Genomic DNA, 20,562 nt, shown 5'->3' with positions numbered 1-20,562 from the left:
TTTAGAGGCATAATCATGGACATTAGAACGCTGCGCTACTTTGTCGAAGTCGTTCGCCAGCAGAGCTTTACCCGCGCCGCAGAGAAGCTCTTTGTCACGCAACCGACGATCAGCAAGATGCTCAAAAATCTGGAAGATGAGCTGAACTGTACTCTGCTGATTCGCGATGGGCGCAAACTGCTGATGACCGATACCGGACAAGTGGTGTTCGAGCGCGGGCTGGCGATTCTCGATGAGTTTCGCCAGTTGGAAGCCGAGCTCAGCGACATTAATCATCTTAACAAAGGCGTGCTGCGTCTCGGCATTCCGCCAATGGTCGGCATGCTGATGGCCGGGCCGATTGGTCTGTTTCGTCAGCGCTACCCCGGCGTTGAGCTAAAAATCGCCGAATTCGGCGGCTTAACCGTGCAACAGGCGGTGATGAACGGCGAACTGGACCTGGCCATGACGGCGCTGCCGGTAGAAGAAGAGAGCGCGCTGACCACACGGCTCTTGTTCAGCCACCCACTTTGCGTACTGGTACCGCGCTCCGGCGACTGGCTGGAGCAAACCTCGGTGTCGCCGCAGCAGCTCGCCGCCCATCCTTTGCTGATCTACAACGAAGATTTCGCCCTGAGCCGCCAGCTGATGCAGCTGTTTGCCCGTCACAACGTGAAGCCGCGTATTGCGGTGCGCAGCGGTCAGTGGGATTTTCTCGCCGCGATGGTGCAGGCGGGCGTCGGCGTGGCGATTCTGCCGGAGCCGATTTGCCGCAGGCTTGATGAGAAAACCCTGCGCTGGCTGCCGCTGGAGAGCGATTTGCGTTGGCAGTTGGGAATGATTTGGCGGGAAGGTGTCTATTTGTCTCACAGCGCCCAGGCGTGGCTGAAGTGCTGTGAGGGGTTTAAGGTGCCGGAGTAGAAGTTCAGGCGCGGTGTGTTCCCTCTCCCTTTTTAAGGGAGAGGGAACACACCAGCGCACGCTTTATCCGTATTACGCGTCTTCTATCAACAGCGCTTCCAGCAGGTCGAGATCGTGCAGCAGCTTCTGTAGCGTCTCATTGCTGATCTGCCTTGTCGCACGCAGGTGGTACAGCTCCCCGCGCTCCGAGCGCAGCGCCGCGAGGCGGAAACGGCGTTCCAGCTGTTCTTCCAGCATCGACGTCTCCACATCATTACGCCCGTCGGCCCGACGGCGCAGGTTACCAATTACCCTTGAACTGACTTCAGTAAGCAGCTGGTTATCTATGTTCTCGTTGGCATCCGCCGCCAGACGCTCTTCCATTTTCTGAATAGCGACAATTGCCACATCGGCCGTTGCCGCGCGCGCCAGACGCTCTTCATTACGCTGCTGGACATGATCGGTGGATTCGATATGACGCAGCAGAATCGGCAGCGCCACGACGCCGACAAACAGCGAAAACAGAATGACCCCGGCAGCGAGAAAAATCAGCTCATAGCGCGCCGGGAACACGTCGCCGCTCGGCAGCAGCAGCGGAATAGAGAGAACACCGGCAAGCGTAATCGCCCCGCGCACCCCGGCAACCGAAGAGATCAGCAGTTCGCGCGTGGTCCAAGAGCCGAACTCCAACGGTTTCTTTTTCAGGAAGCGCTGGCTGAGCTTACGCATCGTCCATAGCCAGCCAAAACGCACCAACATCAGCGCCGCGTAGATCAGGATAATGTCGGTAAACAGCATCCACGTTTCCACGTTCGGGTCGGCTTCCGCAGCCACCAGCGAGCTGTGCAGGATGTCCGGCAGCTGCAGACCCAACAGCAGGAATACCATGCCGTTGAACACAAACTCGAGCATCGACCACGTACTGTTGGCGCGCAGGCGCATGGCCAGGGGCGCGGTACGCATTACGCCGGAGCGGGTGATGGTCATCCCGGCGGCGACCGCCGCCAGAATGCCGGAGACGCCGATATGTTCAGCAATCAGGTAAGAAGCAAACGGCAGCAGGAACAGCAGGACAATCTGCGTGGCAGGCTCATCGCCGCCCCAGCGGCTGAGAAAGCGCATTGAGCGGCCGTACAGCCAGCTCACCACGAAGCCCGCCAGGATACCGCCGATCGCCACCTTGAGGAACTCTACCGTGGCCCCGCCAACGGTAAAGACCATGGTGCCCATCGCGACCGCCACGGCAAACTTCAGCGACACCAGGCCAGAAGCGTCGTTCATCAACGCCTCGCCCTGTAGTATGCCCATAATTTTTTTCGGAATACGCCCTTCGCCCACGATGCCGGAAAGCGCCACCGCATCGGTTGGCGACAGCACCGCCGCCAGCGCAAACGCCGGAATCAGCGGAATGCCAGGGACAATCCAGTAGATCAGGAAGCCAATCCCGACCACCGTCACCAGCACTAACGCCAGCGCCAGGCCGAGGATCTCCCTGCCGTGTTCGATAAACTCGCGGGTCGGTGTCTTCCAGCCGTCGGCAAACAGCAACGGCGGGATAAACAGCACCAGAAAAAGCTCAGGATCGAATTCAACGTGCAAACCAAAGGTCGGCCAGGCCAGTAGCGCACCGATGAGGATTTGCATTAAAGGAAGTGGGACCTGGAAGGGCAGTACGCGCGTAACCACCCCGGAGAGCGAAACCACGAGGGTCATGATAAGTATGGTAAAGAATATTTCCATGCGTTCCCTGTTTACAGCGTTGTCTTATTATTCAAAGCATGAAGCGTCGTGCTTCTAATCATACGCGTATCAGAGTAACGCAAAAGGAAACGAGAAGTGGCCGAAAAGAGAAAAAAAGTCCAGACCCGTAGTTCGACGGGGGTGAACAAAAAAAAAACCCGCCAGCCGGCGGGTTCTTGAGAGACCAGAATAGACTTAGATAGCCCAGCCGCCTGCGTAGAAAACCACCAGCGCGACGGCGATAAGCACGGTACCGATATTCAGTTTACGCCATTCGCCGGATACCACGCGGCCTACGACCAGCGTCGCGAAGCCGATCATAATGCCGGTAACGATGTTACAGGTCAGCACAATCATCACCGCGGTGATCAGACCGGACATGGCGTCAACGAAGTCGTTGAAGTCGATGCGCGCCACGTTGCTCAGCATCAGCAGGCCAACGTACATCAACGCCGGTGCCGTAGCATAGCCCGGAACCAGGTAGGACAGCGGGGACAGGAACAGAATCAGCAGGAACAGAACGCCGACGGTAATGGCCGTCAGGCCCGTTTTACCGCCTGCCGCGGTACCCGCAGCAGATTCGATATACACCGCCGCCGGTGCGGCACCCACGACCGCCGAGAACACGCTGCTCAGGGAGTCGGTAGTCAGCGCTTTACCGCCGTTGATGATCTGACCGTCTTTATCCAGCAGGTTTGCCTGCCCGGCTACCGCGCGGATGGTGCCGGTAGCGTCGAATACCGCCGTCATCACCAGCGCCAGCACGCTTGGCAGAACGACCGGGTTCAGCGCGCCCATGATATCCAGGCTGCCGATCAGCGAGTTGCCGTTGTCATCGCTCAGCGACGGCATAGCGAAGACGCCAGAGAAGTGCACGTTCGGATCGAAAATCAGGCCGACGATAGACACCCCAATAATGGTCAGCAGAATGCCGCCCGGGACCTTGAGTTTTTCCAGCCCGATGATCATCGCCAGCCCCACCAGCGTCATCACCACCGGGAAGCTGTTGAACTGGCCCAGCGCCACCGGCAGGCCGTCCAGTGGGTTTTTCACCACCATGCCCACGCCGTTAGCGGCGATCAGCAGCAGGAACAGGCCGATACCGATGCCCGTGCCGTGCGCAATGCCCTGCGGCAGATTGCGCAAAATCCAGCTACGAATACCGGAAGCTGAGATAATGGTAAACAGCACGCCCATCAGGAACACGGCGCCCAGGGCTACCGGCACGCTGATGTGCTGGCCCAGCACCAGGCTGAAGGCGGTGAAGGCGGTCAGTGAAATGGCGCAGCCAATGGCTAAAGGCAGGTTCGCCCACAGCCCCATCACGATAGAGCCGACACCGGCTACCAGGCAGGTCGCCACAAAGACGGCCGCGGGCGGAAAGCCCGCTTTGCCCAGCATACCCGGCACGACGATCACCGAGTAAACCATCGCCAGGAAGGTCGTCAGACCGGCGACAATCTCCTGACGAACGGAGCTACCACGAGCAGAAATTTTAAACCAGGCGTCTAATGAACCGCCGGTACGCGCTGAAGGCGTAGACATAGAAAACATCCCCTGAGAGTTTTTATCATTCGTGCGTCTGCGTGGTGGAACATCCACTGCCAGCTAAGCGTCATCTCCATGTGCTACATTGCGGCAAAGGGGAGCCACAAAAAAAGCAAACGATTAACTCCGCGCAGACAAAACGAGAATCGGAATACCTCATCTTCGCGGGTGCGATATGAGGTGAGCCTGGTCATTTTCGGCACAAGATGCGGCCGGAAATTCAAGGCAAACGATTATCTGGCTTTTATGCCCTCTTTTTCAACAGAAGTTTGCCCTGGTTTATGAAAATTAACGATTGCCGATGAAGAATTGGCCAACCCATGCGCAAACGTTATCGTTTATGCGCAATCCGGCAACAATTCTGTGGCAAAGATGTCGCTAATCGATAAGCGTTATTCGTCTTCCAGCAAACGTGCGCCGGTACCTTCCTGACCGAGTTTATCGCCCGGGTTACGCAGTGGACAATCGCGCAACGACATACAGCCGCAGCCAATGCAGCCATCGAGCTGGTCGCGCAGGGCCTCCATGGCATGAATACGCTTATCCAGCTCTTCCCGCCATTGGGTGGTGAGGTGCTTCCAGTCGCGCGGCCCTAACGTGTGGTTTTCCGGCAGCACGCTAAAGGAATCGCCGATGGTCGCCAGCGGAATACCGAGACGTTGCGCGATTTTAATGATCGCCACATAGCGCAGCACATCGCGCTTATAACGGCGCTGGTTGCCGCTGTTGCGCGTGCTATGAATCAGCCCTTTACTCTCATAAAAATGCAGTGCAGAGACCGCAACCCCAGTTCGTTTCGCTACCTCACCGGGCGTTAGCAGAGATTTTATGCGGGTCGATTTTTTTTCCATAATACGCTTTACCTCAAGTTAACTTGAGGAATTATACTCGCCGACAGACAAAAAATCGACGCGAAAATAGACAACGGGGAGAGCCTTATGTCACATCGGGATATTATTCATACGCTCATTGAATGGATAGATGAACATATCGATCAACCGCTTAATATCGACATCGTGGCCAGAAAATCCGGCTATTCGAAGTGGTATCTGCAACGGATGTTCCGCACCGTGATGCACCAGACGCTAGGGGAGTATATTCGCCAGCGACGCCTGCTGCTGGCGGCAGAAGCGCTGCGCACCACCCAGCGCCCCATCTTCGATATTGCCATGGATCTGGGCTATGTCTCACAGCAGACGTTCTCTCGGGTATTCCGCCGTGAGTTCGACCGCACGCCGACGGATTATCGCCACCATATCTCCGCATAGTATTGCTCTGCCGCGGCTCACGGGGCCGCGGCGTTGACAAAAATCCTGCGTTTACCTCTGGTGAATAAAACAACAAACGTGATATAGTTCACACATTGAGATGAAACAAAAACACTGTTTCATTCGATTTGTGAATGCCTTTAGATAGCCTGAGCGCCTCGCGCCTCAATCAATAAGTGCTGTCAGGGCAGCTTGTTGTTTATCTCTGAGGATAAGGTCTCATGGTTTCGATTACCGCAGGCGTTGCGTTGTTACGCTGGCCGTTGACCAGCGCGGTACTGATGTTTCTCGCCAGTACGCTGAAAATTCAATTTCGTAAATCTGACTATGCCGGGCTCGCCGTCATCAGCGGTCTGCTAGGGGTAGCCGCCGCCTGCTGGTTTGCGACCGGATTACTGGGCATCACCCTCGTGGATATCGCCACTATCTTCAACAATATTAAAGATGTGATGGTGGAAGTGATGAGCCAGGCACCGCCGGAATGGCCGGTCGCCCTCTACTGATAATGAAGCCCCGATGCGTCGGGGCTTTTTATTGCCCGAACCTATGAAAAAGCCCTATCCCGGAAAGGGCTTTTGACGCCGCTCAGCTAAAATAAAAAGATCCCCCTGCGGAGCGTCGCCTCATGAACGCCATGCCTTTTTATCGCCTGATTACGGCCAGCTTCAGCGCGCTGCTGCTTATCTGCGCCGTCGCACAGGCGGAAGAAAAAACCGATGCGCTGGAAATTAACATCGACAGCGTTATGCAACCCTGGCGCGGCGACCTGCCGGGCATGCTCGACAGGCGCGTTATTCGGGTCCTCACCACCTACAGTAAGACCTTCTTTTTTATTGATAAAGGTCAGCAGCGCGGCGCCACACACGATATTTTCGCCGAATTTGAAAAAGCGCTGAACGCCCGGCTCGCCAAAGAGAAAAAGCTGCAACAGCGCCATCTCAAGGTGCGTATCATTTTTGTGCCGGTCACTCGTGATAATCTTCTTTCCGCGCTTAACGCCGGCAAGGGCGATATTGCCGCCGCGAACCTGACGATAACCCCCTCGCGCCAGCAGGCGGTCGCCTTCACCGACCCTATCTACAACAATATCCAGGAACTGTTAATCTCCGGCCCCGCCTCCCCCACGGTAAAGAATATTGACGATCTCTCCGGCAAGACGGTCTTTGTCCGCCGATCGTCGAGCTACTATGAGAGCCTGGTCGCGCTTAACGCGCGCTTTGCTTCAGCCTCCCGGCCGCCGGTCATTATCCAGCCCGCGCCCGAAGCGCTGGAAGATGAAGATCTGCTGGAAATGCTGAGTGCCGGGCTGATCCCGCTTATCATCGTCGATCGTCACAAGGCGCTGTTCTGGAAACAGGTTTTCCCTAAAATTCAGGTTCATGAAGATATCGTCCTGCGCGAAAACGGCAGTATTGCCTGGGCTGTGCGCCAGGATGAGCCGCAGCTGTTGGCGACGCTCAACGGCTTTATCAAAGATAACCGCCAGGGCAGTACGCTGGGAAATACCCTGCTGCTGCGCTATCTGAAGAACGCGAAATACGTTAAAAACGCCGCCGCGGAAAAAGAACGGCGCAAGTTTTTGACGATGGTGGAGATTTTCCGCAAGTACGGCGACCGCTATGACGTTGATTGGCTGCTAATGGCCGCGCAGGGTTACCAGGAGTCACGACTTAATCAGTCGGTGCGCAGTCATGTCGGCGCGATTGGCGTGATGCAGGTGATGCCTGGCACCGGTAAAGCGTTGAAGGTGGGCGACATTAAACAGCTGGACCCGAACATTCATGCCGGGGTGAAGTATATGCGCTGGATGATTGACCACTACTACGGCGACGAGCCGATGACGCAGCTGGATAAGGCGTTGTTTTCTTTTGCCGCGTACAACGCCGGGCCCGCACGCATTGCGCGTTTGCGCCAGGAGACAGCAAAACGCGGTTTTGACCCCAACGTCTGGTTTGGCAACGTGGAAAATCTGGCTGCCGAGAAAATTGGCGCCGAGACGGTGACCTACGTGAGCAATATCTACAAGTACTTCATCGCCTACCGGCTGATTCTGGATGAGATGAACCGGAAGCGGGCGGCGATGGGGAAACCGCCGATTTTGCCCGCGACCGATAAAAACAACGGCTAGCCCCGGTTACAGAATCTGCTTGACCCGCACCCCCTGCAAGCGTCGCAGGGTTATGGTGCTGGCGCCCTGGTAAGCATCCTGAATATGCGCCGAGATCAGCGCTATCGCGCGCGCTTCATCGCGCTGTTCAATGGCTTCCAGCAGCTCAGCATGCTCTCTGTAGGTCTGGGTAATACGGGATTCATATTCAAAATCGAGCCGCCGCATAATGCGAATGCGGTTGGTGATATTGGTCAGAATAGCCGTTAACTCCCGGTTGCCCGCAGCCTCGGTTAGCGCCAGATGGAACTGCTCGTCCAGCGAGGCAATATCATCGCACGCCAGCATCTCCTGCGGCGCAACCCGCCAGATAGCGTTCAGCCCGGCGAGTACCTGCCGATTCACTTTTACTGACGTAGAACTGCATAGACTGCGCACCGAATTCACTTCAATCAGCGCGCGCGTCTCGTACAGATCTTCATAGACATCGAAATCGATGGGGAAGACTTCCCACCCGTTACGTAAACAGCGCCTGACCAGCCCCTCGTTTTGCAGCCGCAGCAGCGCTTCGCGAACCGGCGTGCGGGAACACCCCAGGCGGCGGGCAATGTCCACCTCCGTAAAACGATCGCCGGGCAGCAGGACGAACTGATAAATCTCCTGTCGCAGCTGCAGAAATACGCGATCTGAATGCGCAAGAAGCGGCGTGGGTTCCGATGTCGTGAACGTCATAAAGTGCTCCGCGATTAACTGTGCTGGCGAATAAAGCGTGCACGCCAGGGTTTCAGCACCCACAGTGCCAGCCCTGCGGTGACGAAATCAAGGGTAATCGCACAGCCGAAGACCACATGCCACCCTTGAGTGTGCTGGTACAACAGCGCAGCCAGCGGCCCGCCAAAGATGGAGCCTATCCCCTGCGAAATATACAACCAGCCGTAGTTCGAGGCGGCATTCTCACTGCCGAATGTGTCGGTCAGCGTCGAGGGGAACAGAGAGAAAATTTCGCCCCATCCGAAGAACACCACCCCGGAAAGCAGCACAAACAGCAGCGGGTCCTCGCGACAGGCGAGCCATAGCGTCATCGCAACCCCTTCAAGGGCAAAGGCGATGAACATGGTTTTTTCACGACCGTAGCGGTCAGAAATAAAGCCGAACAGCGGCCGTGTCAGCCCGTTAGTAAAGCGGTCGATGGTCAATGCCAGCGGCAGCGCGGCCATACCGAATACCACGGCTTTGCTGATGCCGAAATCCTCGGCAAAGATGGCCATCTGCGAGGTGACCATGAGCCCGGAGGTGGACATCATCGCCATCATGGCGAACATCAGCCAGAACAGCGGCTGGCGCAGCATTTCACGAGAGGAAAACTGACGCGTTCCCTGCACGATTTTCCGGCTGGCGGGCTGCGCGGTCGAATTGGGCGGCAGGCTCAGCCCCTGACTGGCCAGCAACCCCACGGCGGCGAAGACGATGCCGAACACGGTCATGGTCTGCTCCAGACCGTAGTGACCCAGAGAAATCGAGATCGGGAAGGTGGTTAATATCGCCCCCATGCCGTAACCCGCAGCCACCGCCCCCGCAGCAAAACCACGGTTTTGCGGAAACCACTTCACCATCAGCCCCACCACGCCGATATACACAATCCCGGTGCCCAATCCACCGATGCAGCCGTACACCAGGTACAGCGCCATCAGGCCGTTAATATGAGCGGAGAGCACCCAGCTCATTCCCGCCATCACCGTGCCAATGGAAATCAACAGCCGGGGGCCAAATCGTTCAACCAGCCGCCCCTGAAAGGGGGAAAAAAAGGTCTGTAGAATAATTAACAGCGAAAAGGTCACCTGCAGCTCCGGCAGGCCTACGCCCAGCTTTTCCGTCAGCGGTTTGGTCAGCAGCGTCCACACATACTGCGGACTGGAGATAGAGGCCATACAGATAAGACCCAGCACCAGCTGCGCCCATTTGCCCAATTTTGGTGCCACCAAAGGTTCTCTGAGAACGGTCATTTTACGCTCCAATAGACGAAAAAATGTCGCCAGAAAGCGGGCACGCTTTGCGCGCCGCGTCATTCCAGGAATGTTTCATTTGGAAAAATGCTGGGTTACCAGCGGGCGACGCCACCGTCGCTGCGCGGGTCGCTTCCGCCTTCCAGCATGCCGTTGCGGTGCCGGAGGATTGCCCCGGCATGCCCCATGAGGTCGTCATAAGGGGGGTATATCTCGACGTCATGGCCGTACTGTTTGAGGGTCTCGGTAGTCTCCGCTCTAAGGCGGCTTTCAATCTTAAGCGTGTCGTTGCTCTCACCCCAGGTGCGCCCTAATAACCAGCGCGGCGCGGCGACCGCCGCCTGAGGCGTCATGTTCTGATGGAGGATGCGGTCAAAGATGGCTGCCAGCGTCTGCGGCTGGCCGTCGCCGCCCATGCTGCCGTAGACCAGCGCGTCGCCATTGCTCAGCCTCGCCAACCCTGGGTTAAGGGTATGGAACGGCAGACGACCCGGCTGTAGGGGGTTAGTGGCATTGGGATCCAGCGAAAAACTACTTCCGCGGTTCTGCCAGATGATGCCGCTATCGGCAAGAACCACCGCGCTGCCAAATTCGTGATAGATACTCTGAATAAAGCTGACCGCCGTGCCGGAAGCATCAATAACGCCCATCCAGATGGTATCCGCCGGCCCGCGACCTTTACCCCAGGCCTGCGCCCGGTCGGGAACAATCTGCGCGCTGAGCTGAGCGATGCTGTCTGCCGTCAGCAGCGATTGTGGATCCAGTGTCATGTGGGCCGGATCAGTGATATGGCTATCGCGCAGGCTGAAAGCCAGCTTGGTGGCTTCGACACAGTGGTGGACAAAATCGGCTTCGTCGGCAATAGCCCCCTTGTTACGCTGCTGCTCAATCATGCCCGTAATCAGCAGCGAAACCAGGCCCTGCGACGGCGGTGGAAGGTTATAAACCGTCCCTCTCTCCGTTTCCAGCGCCAGCGGCTTCACCCGTGCGGCACGATAAGCGTCAAGGTCGCTAAAGCGCAGCAGGCTTCCGGCTGCCTCCAGTTCGCTGGCGATCAGGCGGGCGGTCTCACCGTGGTAAAAATCACCCAGCCCATGGGTTGCCAGCCGTTCCAGCGTGTTGGCGAGTGCAGGCTGAAGCAGCAATTCATCTGGGCCGAGCGCCTGCCCTTCAGGCGCAAACAGACCGCAAAATCCTGGATACTGGCCCAGCTGTGGCAGCCGTACGGCAATCTGTTGATGCAGCCCTGCGGTAACCGGCACGCCATGACGCGCATAGTGTATGGCGTCCTTTAACAAGCGCGTTAACGGCAGCGGCGCATTTGCCTCATATTCTCTCGCCCACTCCAGCGCACGTTCCCAACCGCCAATCGTGCCCGCAACGGTATTGGCCGCCAACGGTCCGCGCACCGGCACCTGTGCATAACCCGCCTGGCGATAAAAATCGATATTCGCTTTTTCCGCCGCGAAGCCACAGGCCTGAATCGCCACAGGTTCTTCGCCGGGCCGGGAGATTAACCAGAATCCATCACCGCCGATGCCGTTCATATGCGGGTAAACCACAGCAATAGTCGCCGCCGCAGCCACCATTGCTTCAACCGCATTACCGCCATCGCGTAAAACGGCCACCGCGCTTTCCGCAGCCAGCGAGTGCGGCGCAACGGCCATGCCCTGCATACATTTTGCTGATTGGATCTGAGTCATCATCTGCACCTTGCCTACATGTGTGTATACACTGATGTAGGCACAAAACGTGCCAGATATAAATTTATATTAATTTTCATTTAGTTAATCTAATTAAGCCGAAAATAATGAGCGCAATACAGAGCAATTGACGCACCGAAGCGGTGCTGATGTGGGCAGATGGTGCGCAATAAAAAAGCAAAAACCCTGCCGGAGCAGGGTTTTGAACGTCTTAATAAGGGCCGTTGAGCGGCGGCTTATCAGAACGGGATATCGTCATCGAAATCCATCGGCGGTTCGTTAGACGGTGCCGGAGCAGACTGCTGCTGCGGGCGAGACTGCGCGCCGCCGCTGAACTGGTTGCCGCCCTGCGGCTGCTGAGGTTGACCCCAACCGCCCTGCTGCTGGCCGCCGCCCATGTTGCCGCCTGCCGGTGCACCGCCGCCCTGACGGCCGCCGAGCATCTGCATGGTGCCACCCACGTTGACCACGACTTCGGTGGTGTATTTTTCAACGCCGGACTGATCGGTCCATTTACGGGTACGCAGCTGGCCTTCGATATAAACCTGAGAGCCCTTACGCAGGTATTCACCTGCCACTTCCGCCAGCTTGCCAAACAGCACTACACGGTGCCATTCGGTCTGCTCTTTCATTTCCCCGGTCGCTTTATCACGCCAGGATTCGGAAGTAGCCAGCGTAATGTTGGCGACTGCGCCACCATTCGGCATATAGCGTACTTCCGGGTCCTGGCCCAGATTACCGACGAGAATCACCTTGTTGACGCCTCTGCTGGCCATGATTGTCTCTCCTGATACGAGTCTAGTTACTTAATAAGTGTAAACGGGGGATTGTAGCATTACAAAGTGGCGCTTTGATAGCATGTGAGGTCTATTCAGACAAACAAACTGGGTGACGACATTTTTGCATTGCACGCTGGAAGCAGGCACCCAATACTGTATATTCATTCAGGTTAAATTGTGTCATAATTAGCCGTTTCTGCCGTTTGTCCTTCAAACAAACCAGGCAATCCGTGTATCTTCTACCGGGAAAGGTGAATGGATAAGATCGAAGTTCGGGGCGCCCGCACCCATAATCTCAAAAACATCAACCTCGTCATCCCTCGCGACAAACTGATTGTCGTGACCGGGCTTTCGGGTTCTGGCAAATCCTCACTGGCATTCGACACCCTCTACGCCGAGGGACAGCGTCGCTACGTAGAATCGCTTTCTGCCTACGCGCGTCAGTTCCTGTCGTTGATGGAAAAGCCGGACGTCGATCATATTGAAGGCCTGTCGCCGGCGATTTCTATCGAGCAGAAATCGACCTCGCACAACCCGCGTTCAACGGTAGGTACTATCACCGAAATTCACGACTACCTTCGTTTGCTGTACGCACGCGTCGGCGAGCCGCGTTGTCCGGATCACGACGTGCCGCTGGCGGCGCAAACCGTTAGCCAGATGGTCGATAACGTGCTGTCGCAGCCGGAAGGCAAACGCCTGATGCTGCTGGCGCCGATCATCAAAGAGCGTAAGGGCGAGCACACCAAAACGCTGGAAAACCTGGCAAGCCAGGGCTACATCCGCGCGCGTATTGACGGCGAGGTCTGCGACCTGTCCGATCCACCGAAGCTTGAGCTGCAAAAGAAACACACCATTGAAGTGGTCATCGACCGCTTTAAGGTCCGTGACGATCTGGCCCAGCGCCTGGCAGAGTCATTTGAGACCGCGCTGGAGCTTTCCGGCGGCACGGCCGTGGTCGCCGATATGGACAATCCGAAAGCGGAAGAGCTGCTGTTCTCCGCCAACTTCGCCTGCCCGATTTGCGGCTACAGCATGCGCGAGCTTGAGCCGCGCCTGTTCTCGTTCAACAACCCGGCGGGCGCCTGCCCGACCTGTGACGGGCTGGGCGTACAGCAGTATTTCGATCCGGACCGCGTGATTCAGAATCCCGAGCTATCGCTGGCCGGCGGCGCAATCCGCGGCTGGGATCGCCGTAACTTCTATTACTTCCAGATGCTTAAGTCGCTGGCGGACCACTATCAGTTCGACGTAGAAGCGCCGTGGGAAAGCCTGGACGCGGCCGCGCAGAAAGCCATTCTGTACGGGTCTGGCAAAGAGTCGATTGAATTCAAGTACATCAACGATCGCGGTGATACCTCCGTGCGCCGTCATCCGTTCGAAGGCGTGCTGCACAACATGGAGCGTCGCTATAAAGAGACGGAGTCCAGCGCGGTGCGCGAGGAGCTGGCGAAATTCATCAGCAACCGTCCATGCGCCAGCTGCAACGGTACCCGTCTGCGCCGCGAAGCGCGCCACGTGTACGTTGAAAATACCCCGCTACCGACTATCTCAGACATGAGCATCGGTCACGCGATGGACTTCTTCAATAACCTGAAGCTTTCCGGCCAGCGGGCAAAAATCGCTGAAAAAGTGCTGAAAGAGATTGGCGATCGTCTGAAGTTCCTCGTTAACGTCGGCCTGAACTACCTGACGCTCTCCCGCTCGGCGGAAACCCTCTCCGGCGGCGAAGCGCAGCGTATCCGCCTGGCAAGCCAGATCGGCGCCGGGCTGGTTGGCGTGATGTACGTGCTGGATGAGCCGTCTATCGGCCTGCACCAGCGCGATAACGAACGCCTGCTCGGCACCTTGATTCACCTGCGTAACCTCGGCAACACGGTTATCGTCGTCGAACACGACGAAGACGCGATTCGCGCCGCCGACCACGTGATCGATATTGGTCCTGGCGCTGGCGTACACGGCGGCCAGGTGGTAGCGGAAGGCACGCTGGACGACATTATGGCGATACCGGAGTCGTTAACCGGCCAGTTCATGAGCGGAAAACGCAAAATTGAAGTGCCAAAACAACGTGTACCGGCCGATCCGGAAAAAGTGCTGAAGCTGACCGGCGCATCGGGTAACAACCTGAAGGACGTGACGCTGACGCTGCCGGTAGGCCTGTTTACCTGCATTACCGGCGTGTCCGGTTCAGGGAAATCAACGCTGATTAACGATACTCTGTTCCCGATCGCGCAAACCCAGCTGAACGGCGCCACCATCGCTGAGCCCGCGCCATATCGCGACGTGCAGGGGCTGGAGCACTTCGATAAGGTTATCGATATCGACCAAAGCCCGATCGGTCGTACTCCTCGTTCAAACCCGGCTACCTACACCGGCGTCTTTACGCCAGTGCGTGAGCTGTTTGCGGGCGTGCCGGAATCGCGTTCACGCGGCTATACGCCGGGCCGTTTCAGCTTTAACGTTCGCGGCGGGCGCTGCGAAGCCTGTCAGGGCGATGGCGTTATCAAAGTTGAAATGCACTTCCTGCCGGATATCTACGTGCCGTGCGACCAGTGCAAAGGTAAACGCTATAACCGTGAAACGCTGGAGATTAAGTACAAAGGCAAGACCATCCACGAAGTGCTGGATATGACCATCGAAGAGGCACGTGAGTTCTTTGATGCCGTACCGGCGCTGGCGCGTAAGCTGCAAACGCTGATGGACGTCGGCCTGACCTACATTCGTCTTGGCCAGTCGGCGACGACGCTTTCCGGTGGTGAAGCCCAGCGCGTGAAACTGGCGCGCGAGCTGTCAAAACGCGGCACCGGCCAAACGCTCTATATTCTGGACGAACCGACCACCGGCCTGCACTTTGCCGATATCCAGCAGCTGCTGGAAGTGCTGCATCAGCTGCGCGACCAGGGCAACACCATCGTGGTGATTGAGCACAACCTGGACGTCATCAAAACGGCGGACTGGATTGTCGACCTTGGCCCGGAAGGCGGCAGCGGCGGCGGGGAAATTCTCGTGTCAGGCACGCCGGAGACGGTGGCGAACTGTGAAGCGTCGCATACCGCTCGTTTCCTGAAACCGCTGTTGAAATAGCTAGGAGTACATCTGCTGTCGGAGCGCTTCCGGCAGCAGATCCACCGCCAGCTGGTAGGAGGCGTCCACCAGATAGTAAATCTGCGAGTTCGGCAGCGTACCGTCGAGGTACACGGTGCTCCAGTGCGCTTTATTCAGATGGCGACTTGGGCGCACGTCTTTATGCTGTTCGCGCAGCAGTTCTGCCAGCTCAGGGCTGGTTTTCAACGACACCGCCGGGCGGTCTTCTACATCCTTTACCATCGCAAAAAGTACGTCGGCCACTTTAATCTGTGTCGCCTTCCAATCGCTGTGTACGCTTTGTTCTGCGCCACGTTTCGCCATGCAGTACTGCAGCAGTTCCGAACTGGTCATTGTTATACCCCTTAGTCTCGCCAACTGTTCTGAGCAAAAAAACATCATCTAAGTGTGCAACAAGACGCCGAAAGGATAAACCTTTCCGCGCCTGATTTTGACTAAAAAAGCATCATTTATTGATGGGGTGTTCGGAACACATTGTGGGCCGGATAAGCGCTAGTACTCGGAGTTAACGATCACTTCTTCGTTAAACGCACCCGCCTGCGGCAGTGGGCGATAGGTTGAGTTAGAGGCGCGCAGGACGCGGATACCGCGGGCTCCCACTTCACGCGCGGCGGTGATATCGTTATCGGAATCACCGTAGAACACCCTGATATTTTTCTCTTTCAGCCACTGGGTCTTCGTGTTCTGACCGGGATGGTCACCGGCAAAAATAACCGGGTTCATGTTCGCCCCGGGGATCAGGAAATCATCCTGCAGGGTCTTCGACACCGTCTCGGTTTTGGTCTGGCTGCGCCCGGTAATGAAATAGATGCTGTCGCCGCGCTTGATGTGCATGGCAATCAGCGAACGGGCGACCTCTTTTGGAATGCTGAACGCATCCCAGCCGTTATTCATTTTTTCCCAGAACTCGGCATTCTTTAAGTAGTCCTGGCTGTCCGGAGAATACGTTTTCTGCCCGCGCCAGAAGCCGGGGCTGGAGAACAGCACGGTATCGTCGATATCAAAGCCGACGGCCATCGGCGGATGGCTCAGCAGACTGTTTTCAATCTGCGCCACGGATACCCAGTGGATTGGCGCCTGTTCAGCCAGTTTCGCCACATCGGTACCGGGGTAAAGCGGAGAAGGTGACGAAGCGTGAGCCGTCACCGTTGAATTCAGTGCAAATAACAAGCAGACGGCACTGAGAGCTTGCGTGATCTTGCGCATGTTTTCCCTTAATTCGTCGAGTCGTTATTGTAATAAAGTGAGTGCTACTTCAAATAAAGCCTCTGGGACCTTACCGTCTGAGGGGGGTGAAAGAAAGGAATTTCTAAGATTAATCCTGAAATAAATAGGGTGATCACATTTTGCTTCTTAAGAATCACTCTGGCTCAGCATAACGTTCCGAACCAGAGTGAGCACTTGCTTACATCACAGCAGCAAAGGCTTTTGCCACGCGCTGGACGTTGCGGCTGTTCAGTCCCGCCACGCACATACGCCCGCTGGCGATCAGGTAAATACCGAACTCATCGCGCAGACGATCGACCTGAGCGGCGCTCAGCCCGGTGTAGCTGAACATCCCACGCTGCTTAAGCAGGTAATCGAAATTACCGTTCGGCATCTCTTGTTTCAGCACGTTCACCAGCGCCTGGCGCATGTCGAGAATGCGCGTACGCATGCTTTCGACTTCCGCCAACCAGTTTGCCTTCAATTGCTCGTCGCCGAGCACCGCGGCAACCACCTGCGCACCAAAGTTTGGCGGGCTGGAGTAGTTGCGGCGGACGGTAGCTTTTAGCTGGCCCAGCACGCGCAGCGCCGTTTCGCTGTCGTCGCAGATAACCGAGAGGCCGCCAACGCGCTCGCCGTAAAGGGAGAAGATTTTTGAGAACGAGTTGCTGACCAGCGCCGGCAGGCCCGCATCGGCAATTGCGCGAATAGCATACGCGTCGTCGTCCATCCCCGCACCAAAGCCCTGGTAGGCAATATCAAGGAACGGAATCAGGTCGCGCGCCTTCAGCACGTCAACCACGCCGTCCCATTGCGCAGGGGTGAGATCCGCGCCGGTTGGGTTATGGCAGCACGGATGCAGCAGCACGATGCTGCGCGGCGGCAGCGCATTCAGCGCCTCCAGCAGCGCATCGTAGCGTACGCCGTTGGTCTCGTTGTCGAACCACGGATAGGTGCCAACGGTGAAGCCTGCCCCCTCAAAAATAGCGATGTGGTTTTCCCACGTCGGATCGCTGACCCAGACGCCGGAGTCCGGGAAATAGCGTTTGAGGAAGTCTGCGCCAATCTTCAGCGCGCCGGAGCCGCCGAGGGTTTGAATGGTGGCCACGCGCTGTTGCTGAAGAACCGGGTGCTCCGCGCCAAACAGCAGCGGTGCCACGGTGTGACGATAGCTGTTCAGCCCTTCCATCGGCAGGTACAGCGAAGCGCCGTGCGGCTGCGCGTTAAGGTGCGCTTCGGCATCCGCTACCGCCTGTAGCTGCGGAATGATGCCATCTTCGTTGTAATACAAGCCGATGCTGAGGTTAACTTTGTCGCTGCGCGGATCCTCTTTAAAACGTTCCATTAAAGAAAGGATAGGGTCGCCCGCATAGGCGTCAACTTTTTGAAACACGCGATGGTTCTCCAGGTTTACAGAAGGCAGGAAATAACACAATAAACCGGATAGGAAGGAAGGTCGAGCGGTTGTTGCGGTTGATGAAAAGATTGCCGGATGGCGGCGTAAACGCCTTATCCGGCCTACGACCTCTGCGCGATGGAGGCCAAATAAACTCAGCCACCACCCGGCCCACGAGCCATGCGCGATGTAGGCCGGATAAGCGCAAGCGCCATCCGGCACCCTACAGCACTAATCGATATACTTCATCGCCACCCGAGACGTCAGGCGCGTAATAAGTTCGTAAGCACTCACTTTCGTGATTTCGGCAATGCGTTCAACCGGCAGGCCCTCGCCCCACAGCGTCACCGGATCGCCGGCTTTGTCCCGCGCTTGCGGACCTAAATCGACGCAAATCATATCCATGGCGACGCGGCCAACCAGCGGCACTTCGCGGCCGTTGACCAGCACCGGCGTACCGGACGGCGCAGCGCGCGGGTAACCATCGCCGTAGCCCATCGCCACCACGCCAAGACGGGTATCGCGTTCGCTGATCCAGGTACCGCCGTAGCCGACAGGTTCGCCCGCTTTATGCTCGCGTACCGCAATCAGGCTTGAGGTCAGTGACATGACTGGCTGCATACCGAAATCCGGCCCCCAGGGCTTTTGCTCCAGCGGCGACACGCCGTAGAGGATGATGCCCGGGCGCGCCCAGTCAAAGTGCGATTGCGGCCACAGCAAAATGCCGCCGGAGGCCGCGATGGAACGCAGGCCGGGCTTGCCGTCGGTAAAGGCGGTGAAAATCGCGAGCTGCTTTTCGGTCGCGCCGCATTCCGGTTCGTCGGCACGAGCAAAGTGGCTGACGACGTTCACCGGCTGGCGCACGTTTTTGCAGGCGCTCAGGCGCTGGTAGAAGGCCTCGGCGTCTTCCGGGCGTACGCCCAGACGGTGCATGCCGGTGTCGAGCTTCATCCAGACGGCGACCGGTTCGCTCAGTTCGGCGCTTTCCAGCGCCTCAAGCTGTTCCATGTTATGCACGGCGGTATGCAGATGCTGTGCGGCAATCGTCGGCAGGTCGGTCGCGTTAAAGAAGCCTTCCAGCAGCAGAATCGGCTGGGTGATGCCGCCCTCACGCAGGCGCAGCGCCTCTTCCAGGCGGGCAACGCCAAAAGCATCGGCGTCGGGGAGCGTTCGCGCGGTCTCGAGGAGGCCGTGTCCGTAAGCGTTCGCTTTCACCACCGCAACCAGCTTGCTGGCAGGCGCCAGTTCGCGCAGACGTTGCAGGTTGTGTCGCAGAGCGCGGCGGTTAATGACTACAGTAGCCGCTTGCATTTTTATTCCTTGATAAGTATTTGCTTGAGTCACCAGATTCAGCGTTGTTATTCGTCGTCGTACTGCGGGCCAGCGTAGTTATCGAAGCGCGACCACTGGCCGTTAAACGTCAGGCGCACCGTGCCGATCGGGCCGTTACGCTGTTTACCGATGATAATCTCAGCGATGCCTTTTAAGTCACTGTTTTCGTGATAAACCTCATCACGATAGATAAACATGATTAAGTCAGCATCCTGCTCGATGGAGCCGGATTCACGCAGGTCGGAGTTGACCGGGCGCTTGTCCGCGCGCTGTTCCAGAGAGCGGTTAAGCTGCGACAGCGCCACCACCGGCACATGTAATTCTTTCGCTAACGCTTTGAGTGAACGTGATATTTCGGCGATTTCCAGCGTACGGTTGTCAGAGAGCGACGGCACGCGCATCAGCTGGAGGTAGTCGATCATGATAAGCCCGATGCCGCCGTGCTCACGAGCGATACGGCGCGCGCGGGAGCGCACTTCCGTCGGCGTCAGGCCGGAAGAGTCGTCAATGTAAATATTGCGTTTTTCCAGCAGTATCCCCATGGTGCCAGAGATGCGCGCCCAGTCTTCATCATCGAGCTGGCCGGTACGGATTTTGGTCTGGTCCACCCGAGACAGCGAGGCCAGAGAACGCATCATAATCTGTTCCGATGGCATCTCAAGAGAGAAGATAAGGACCGGTTTATCCTGCAACATCGCCGCATTTTCGACGAGGTTCATTGCAAATGTCGTTTTACCCATCGAGGGACGAGCAGCGACGATAATCAGATCCGACGGCTGTAAACCAGCGGTTTTCTTGTTGAGATCGTCGTAGCCGGTGTTCACCCCGGTAACGCCGTCGTGCGGCTGCTGGAATAGCTGTTCGATACGCGCGACGGTAGCGTCGAGCACATCGGTAATGTTTTTCGGGCCTTCGTCTTTATTGGCGCGGCTCTCGGCGATTTTAAACACCCGGGATTCAGCGAGATCCAGCAGGTCCTCGCTGGTGCGCCCCTGCGGGTCGAAACCGGCTTCGGCAATTTCATTGGCCACCGAGATCATTTCGCGAACGACTGCACGTTCGCGAACAATGTCGGCATAAGCGCTGATGTTTGCCGCACTTGGCGTATTTTTTGACAATTCCGCCAGATAGGCGAAGCCGCCGACGCTGTCCAGTTGCCCCTGTCGCTCCAGCGATTCCGCGAGCGTAATCAGGTCTATCGGGCTGCCGCCTTCCTGTAAACGCCCCATCTCCGTAAAGATATGGCGGTGCGGACGGGTGTAGAAATCCTCCGCAACCACGCGTTCAGCGACGTCGTCCCAGCGCTCGTTATCCAGCATCAAACCGCCCAACACCGACTGTTCCGCTTCAATCGAGTGCGGCGGTACTTTCAGCCCTGCCACCTGCGGATCGCGGTCGCGAGCTTCGGCTTGAGGTTTGTTGAAGGGTTTATTTGCTGCCATAGTGAATGGTATTACCGAGATAAAGAGTGGGTCGAAAGATTACCACATAATTGTTCA

The 20,562-nt window shown here is 57.1% G+C and carries 17 protein-coding genes; 5 read left to right on the top strand and 12 right to left on the bottom strand.

Going from position 1 to position 20,562, the window contains the following annotated elements; genetic code table 11:
• Positions 1-15: 15 nt before the first annotated feature.
• Positions 16-900, top strand: a complete 885-nt coding sequence (locus tag V6942_RS18735) for a LysR family transcriptional regulator (RefSeq protein ID WP_106928527.1) — start codon at positions 16-18, stop codon at positions 898-900.
• Between the two features lie 72 nt (positions 901-972).
• Here V6942_RS18735 and V6942_RS18730 read toward each other — a convergent pair whose 3' ends face one another.
• The 3 genes from V6942_RS18730 to soxR all read right to left on the bottom strand — a co-directional run bounded on the left by V6942_RS18730 (position 973) and on the right by soxR (position 5,018).
• The gene (locus V6942_RS18730) at positions 973-2,619 is read right to left on the bottom strand and encodes a Na+/H+ antiporter (protein ID WP_106928529.1); all 1,647 of its coding nucleotides are present in this window, start codon (positions 2,617-2,619) and stop codon (positions 973-975) included.
• Between the two features lie 195 nt (positions 2,620-2,814).
• Positions 2,815-4,164: an NCS2 family permease gene (locus V6942_RS18725; RefSeq protein WP_106928531.1), complete on the bottom strand. Its 1,350-nt coding sequence runs from the start codon at positions 4,162-4,164 to the stop codon at positions 2,815-2,817.
• 395 nt (positions 4,165-4,559) lie between these two features.
• Positions 4,560-5,018 carry a redox-sensitive transcriptional activator SoxR gene (soxR, locus tag V6942_RS18720; protein ID WP_106928533.1) on the bottom strand — a complete coding sequence of 153 codons (459 nt, stop codon included), beginning with the start codon at positions 5,016-5,018 and terminating at the stop codon, positions 4,560-4,562.
• Positions 5,019-5,105: 87 nt separating this feature from the next.
• Here soxR and soxS point away from each other — a divergent pair, with 87 nt between their 5' ends.
• From soxS to V6942_RS18705, 3 genes are all read left to right on the top strand, one after another.
• Positions 5,106-5,435 (top strand): superoxide response transcriptional regulator SoxS, encoded by a 330-nt coding sequence (gene soxS / locus V6942_RS18715; protein WP_106928535.1) that lies wholly within the window; start codon positions 5,106-5,108, stop codon positions 5,433-5,435.
• Positions 5,436-5,656: 221 nt separating this feature from the next.
• Positions 5,657-5,938 carry a YjcB family protein gene (locus tag V6942_RS18710; RefSeq protein ID WP_106928537.1) on the top strand — a complete coding sequence of 94 codons (282 nt, stop codon included), beginning with the start codon at positions 5,657-5,659 and terminating at the stop codon, positions 5,936-5,938.
• 122 nt (positions 5,939-6,060) lie between these two features.
• A complete protein-coding gene (locus tag V6942_RS18705; protein ID WP_333501648.1) occupies positions 6,061-7,563 on the top strand; it encodes a lytic transglycosylase F in 1,503 nt (500 codons plus the stop codon).
• A 6-nt stretch (positions 7,564-7,569) separates the two neighbouring features.
• On the opposite strand, the gene V6942_RS18700 is transcribed toward V6942_RS18705, so the two are convergent.
• The 4 genes from V6942_RS18700 to ssb1 all read right to left on the bottom strand — a co-directional run bounded on the left by V6942_RS18700 (position 7,570) and on the right by ssb1 (position 12,024).
• Positions 7,570-8,274: a GntR family transcriptional regulator gene (locus V6942_RS18700; protein ID WP_106928541.1), complete on the bottom strand. Its 705-nt coding sequence runs from the start codon at positions 8,272-8,274 to the stop codon at positions 7,570-7,572.
• Between the two features lie 14 nt (positions 8,275-8,288).
• Positions 8,289-9,608, bottom strand: a complete 1,320-nt coding sequence (gene oxlT, locus V6942_RS18695) for an oxalate/formate MFS antiporter (protein WP_374956747.1) — start codon at positions 9,606-9,608, stop codon at positions 8,289-8,291.
• A gap of 32 nt (positions 9,609-9,640) precedes the next feature.
• Positions 9,641-11,248 (bottom strand): gamma-glutamyltransferase family protein, encoded by a 1,608-nt coding sequence (locus tag V6942_RS18690; protein ID WP_227674135.1) that lies wholly within the window; start codon positions 11,246-11,248, stop codon positions 9,641-9,643.
• A gap of 239 nt (positions 11,249-11,487) precedes the next feature.
• The gene (gene ssb1, locus V6942_RS18685; protein WP_064546676.1) at positions 11,488-12,024 is read right to left on the bottom strand and encodes a single-stranded DNA-binding protein SSB1; all 537 of its coding nucleotides are present in this window, start codon (positions 12,022-12,024) and stop codon (positions 11,488-11,490) included.
• 258 nt (positions 12,025-12,282) lie between these two features.
• Here ssb1 and uvrA point away from each other — a divergent pair, with 258 nt between their 5' ends.
• On the top strand, positions 12,283-15,108 hold the full coding sequence (gene uvrA, locus V6942_RS18680) for an excinuclease ABC subunit UvrA (RefSeq protein WP_333501647.1): 2,826 nt from the start codon (positions 12,283-12,285) through the stop codon (positions 15,106-15,108).
• On the opposite strand, the gene V6942_RS18675 is transcribed toward uvrA, so the two are convergent.
• The 5 genes from V6942_RS18675 to dnaB form a co-directional block, all read right to left on the bottom strand.
• Positions 15,109-15,462 carry an MmcQ/YjbR family DNA-binding protein gene (locus tag V6942_RS18675; protein WP_106928562.1) on the bottom strand — a complete coding sequence of 118 codons (354 nt, stop codon included), beginning with the start codon at positions 15,460-15,462 and terminating at the stop codon, positions 15,109-15,111. It abuts the gene before it with no gap.
• 159 nt (positions 15,463-15,621) lie between these two features.
• Positions 15,622-16,335 carry an acid phosphatase AphA gene (gene aphA, locus V6942_RS18670; protein WP_182928430.1) on the bottom strand — a complete coding sequence of 238 codons (714 nt, stop codon included), beginning with the start codon at positions 16,333-16,335 and terminating at the stop codon, positions 15,622-15,624.
• A 199-nt stretch (positions 16,336-16,534) separates the two neighbouring features.
• Positions 16,535-17,728, bottom strand: coding sequence for an aromatic amino acid transaminase (gene tyrB / locus V6942_RS18665; protein WP_106928566.1), 1,194 nt, complete (start codon positions 17,726-17,728; stop codon positions 16,535-16,537).
• Between the two features lie 234 nt (positions 17,729-17,962).
• On the bottom strand, positions 17,963-19,042 hold the full coding sequence (gene alr / locus V6942_RS18660) for an alanine racemase (RefSeq protein ID WP_182929637.1): 1,080 nt from the start codon (positions 19,040-19,042) through the stop codon (positions 17,963-17,965).
• 47 nt (positions 19,043-19,089) lie between these two features.
• On the bottom strand, positions 19,090-20,505 hold the full coding sequence (dnaB, locus tag V6942_RS18655) for a replicative DNA helicase (RefSeq protein ID WP_182929638.1): 1,416 nt from the start codon (positions 20,503-20,505) through the stop codon (positions 19,090-19,092).
• Between the last annotated feature and the right edge of the window lie 57 nt (positions 20,506-20,562).

Origin of the sequence: Kluyvera genomosp. 2, from assembly GCF_036759865.1 — a bacterium.
In the GTDB taxonomy this organism is placed as follows: Bacteria; Pseudomonadota; Gammaproteobacteria; order Enterobacterales; family Enterobacteriaceae; genus Kluyvera; species Kluyvera ascorbata_B.
This window is presented reverse-complemented; position numbering and strand designations above follow the sequence as displayed.

What these genes read in the sequence shown, in the direction of transcription:
- V6942_RS18735 (WP_106928527.1), top strand. Translation starts at nt 16, where the DNA reads ATGGACATTAGAACGCTGCGCTACTTTGTCGAAGTCGTTCGCCAGCAG.
- V6942_RS18730 (WP_106928529.1), bottom strand. Translation starts at nt 2,619, where the DNA reads ATGGAAATATTCTTTACCATACTTATCATGACCCTCGTGGTTTCGCTC.
- V6942_RS18725 (WP_106928531.1), bottom strand. Translation starts at nt 4,164, where the DNA reads ATGTCTACGCCTTCAGCGCGTACCGGCGGTTCATTAGACGCCTGGTTT.
- soxR (WP_106928533.1), bottom strand. Translation starts at nt 5,018, where the DNA reads ATGGAAAAAAAATCGACCCGCATAAAATCTCTGCTAACGCCCGGTGAG.
- soxS (WP_106928535.1), top strand. Translation starts at nt 5,106, where the DNA reads ATGTCACATCGGGATATTATTCATACGCTCATTGAATGGATAGATGAA.
- V6942_RS18710 (WP_106928537.1), top strand. Translation starts at nt 5,657, where the DNA reads ATGGTTTCGATTACCGCAGGCGTTGCGTTGTTACGCTGGCCGTTGACC.
- V6942_RS18705 (WP_333501648.1), top strand. Translation starts at nt 6,061, where the DNA reads ATGAACGCCATGCCTTTTTATCGCCTGATTACGGCCAGCTTCAGCGCG.
- V6942_RS18700 (WP_106928541.1), bottom strand. Translation starts at nt 8,274, where the DNA reads ATGACGTTCACGACATCGGAACCCACGCCGCTTCTTGCGCATTCAGAT.
- oxlT (WP_374956747.1), bottom strand. Translation starts at nt 9,608, where the DNA reads ATGACGCGGCGCGCAAAGCGTGCCCGCTTTCTGGCGACATTTTTTCGT.
- V6942_RS18690 (WP_227674135.1), bottom strand. Translation starts at nt 11,248, where the DNA reads ATGACTCAGATCCAATCAGCAAAATGTATGCAGGGCATGGCCGTTGCG.
- ssb1 (WP_064546676.1), bottom strand. Translation starts at nt 12,024, where the DNA reads ATGGCCAGCAGAGGCGTCAACAAGGTGATTCTCGTCGGTAATCTGGGC.
- uvrA (WP_333501647.1), top strand. Translation starts at nt 12,283, where the DNA reads ATGGATAAGATCGAAGTTCGGGGCGCCCGCACCCATAATCTCAAAAAC.
- V6942_RS18675 (WP_106928562.1), bottom strand. Translation starts at nt 15,462, where the DNA reads ATGACCAGTTCGGAACTGCTGCAGTACTGCATGGCGAAACGTGGCGCA.
- aphA (WP_182928430.1), bottom strand. Translation starts at nt 16,335, where the DNA reads ATGCGCAAGATCACGCAAGCTCTCAGTGCCGTCTGCTTGTTATTTGCA.
- alr (WP_182929637.1), bottom strand. Translation starts at nt 19,042, where the DNA reads ATGCAAGCGGCTACTGTAGTCATTAACCGCCGCGCTCTGCGACACAAC.
- dnaB (WP_182929638.1), bottom strand. Translation starts at nt 20,505, where the DNA reads ATGGCAGCAAATAAACCCTTCAACAAACCTCAAGCCGAAGCTCGCGAC.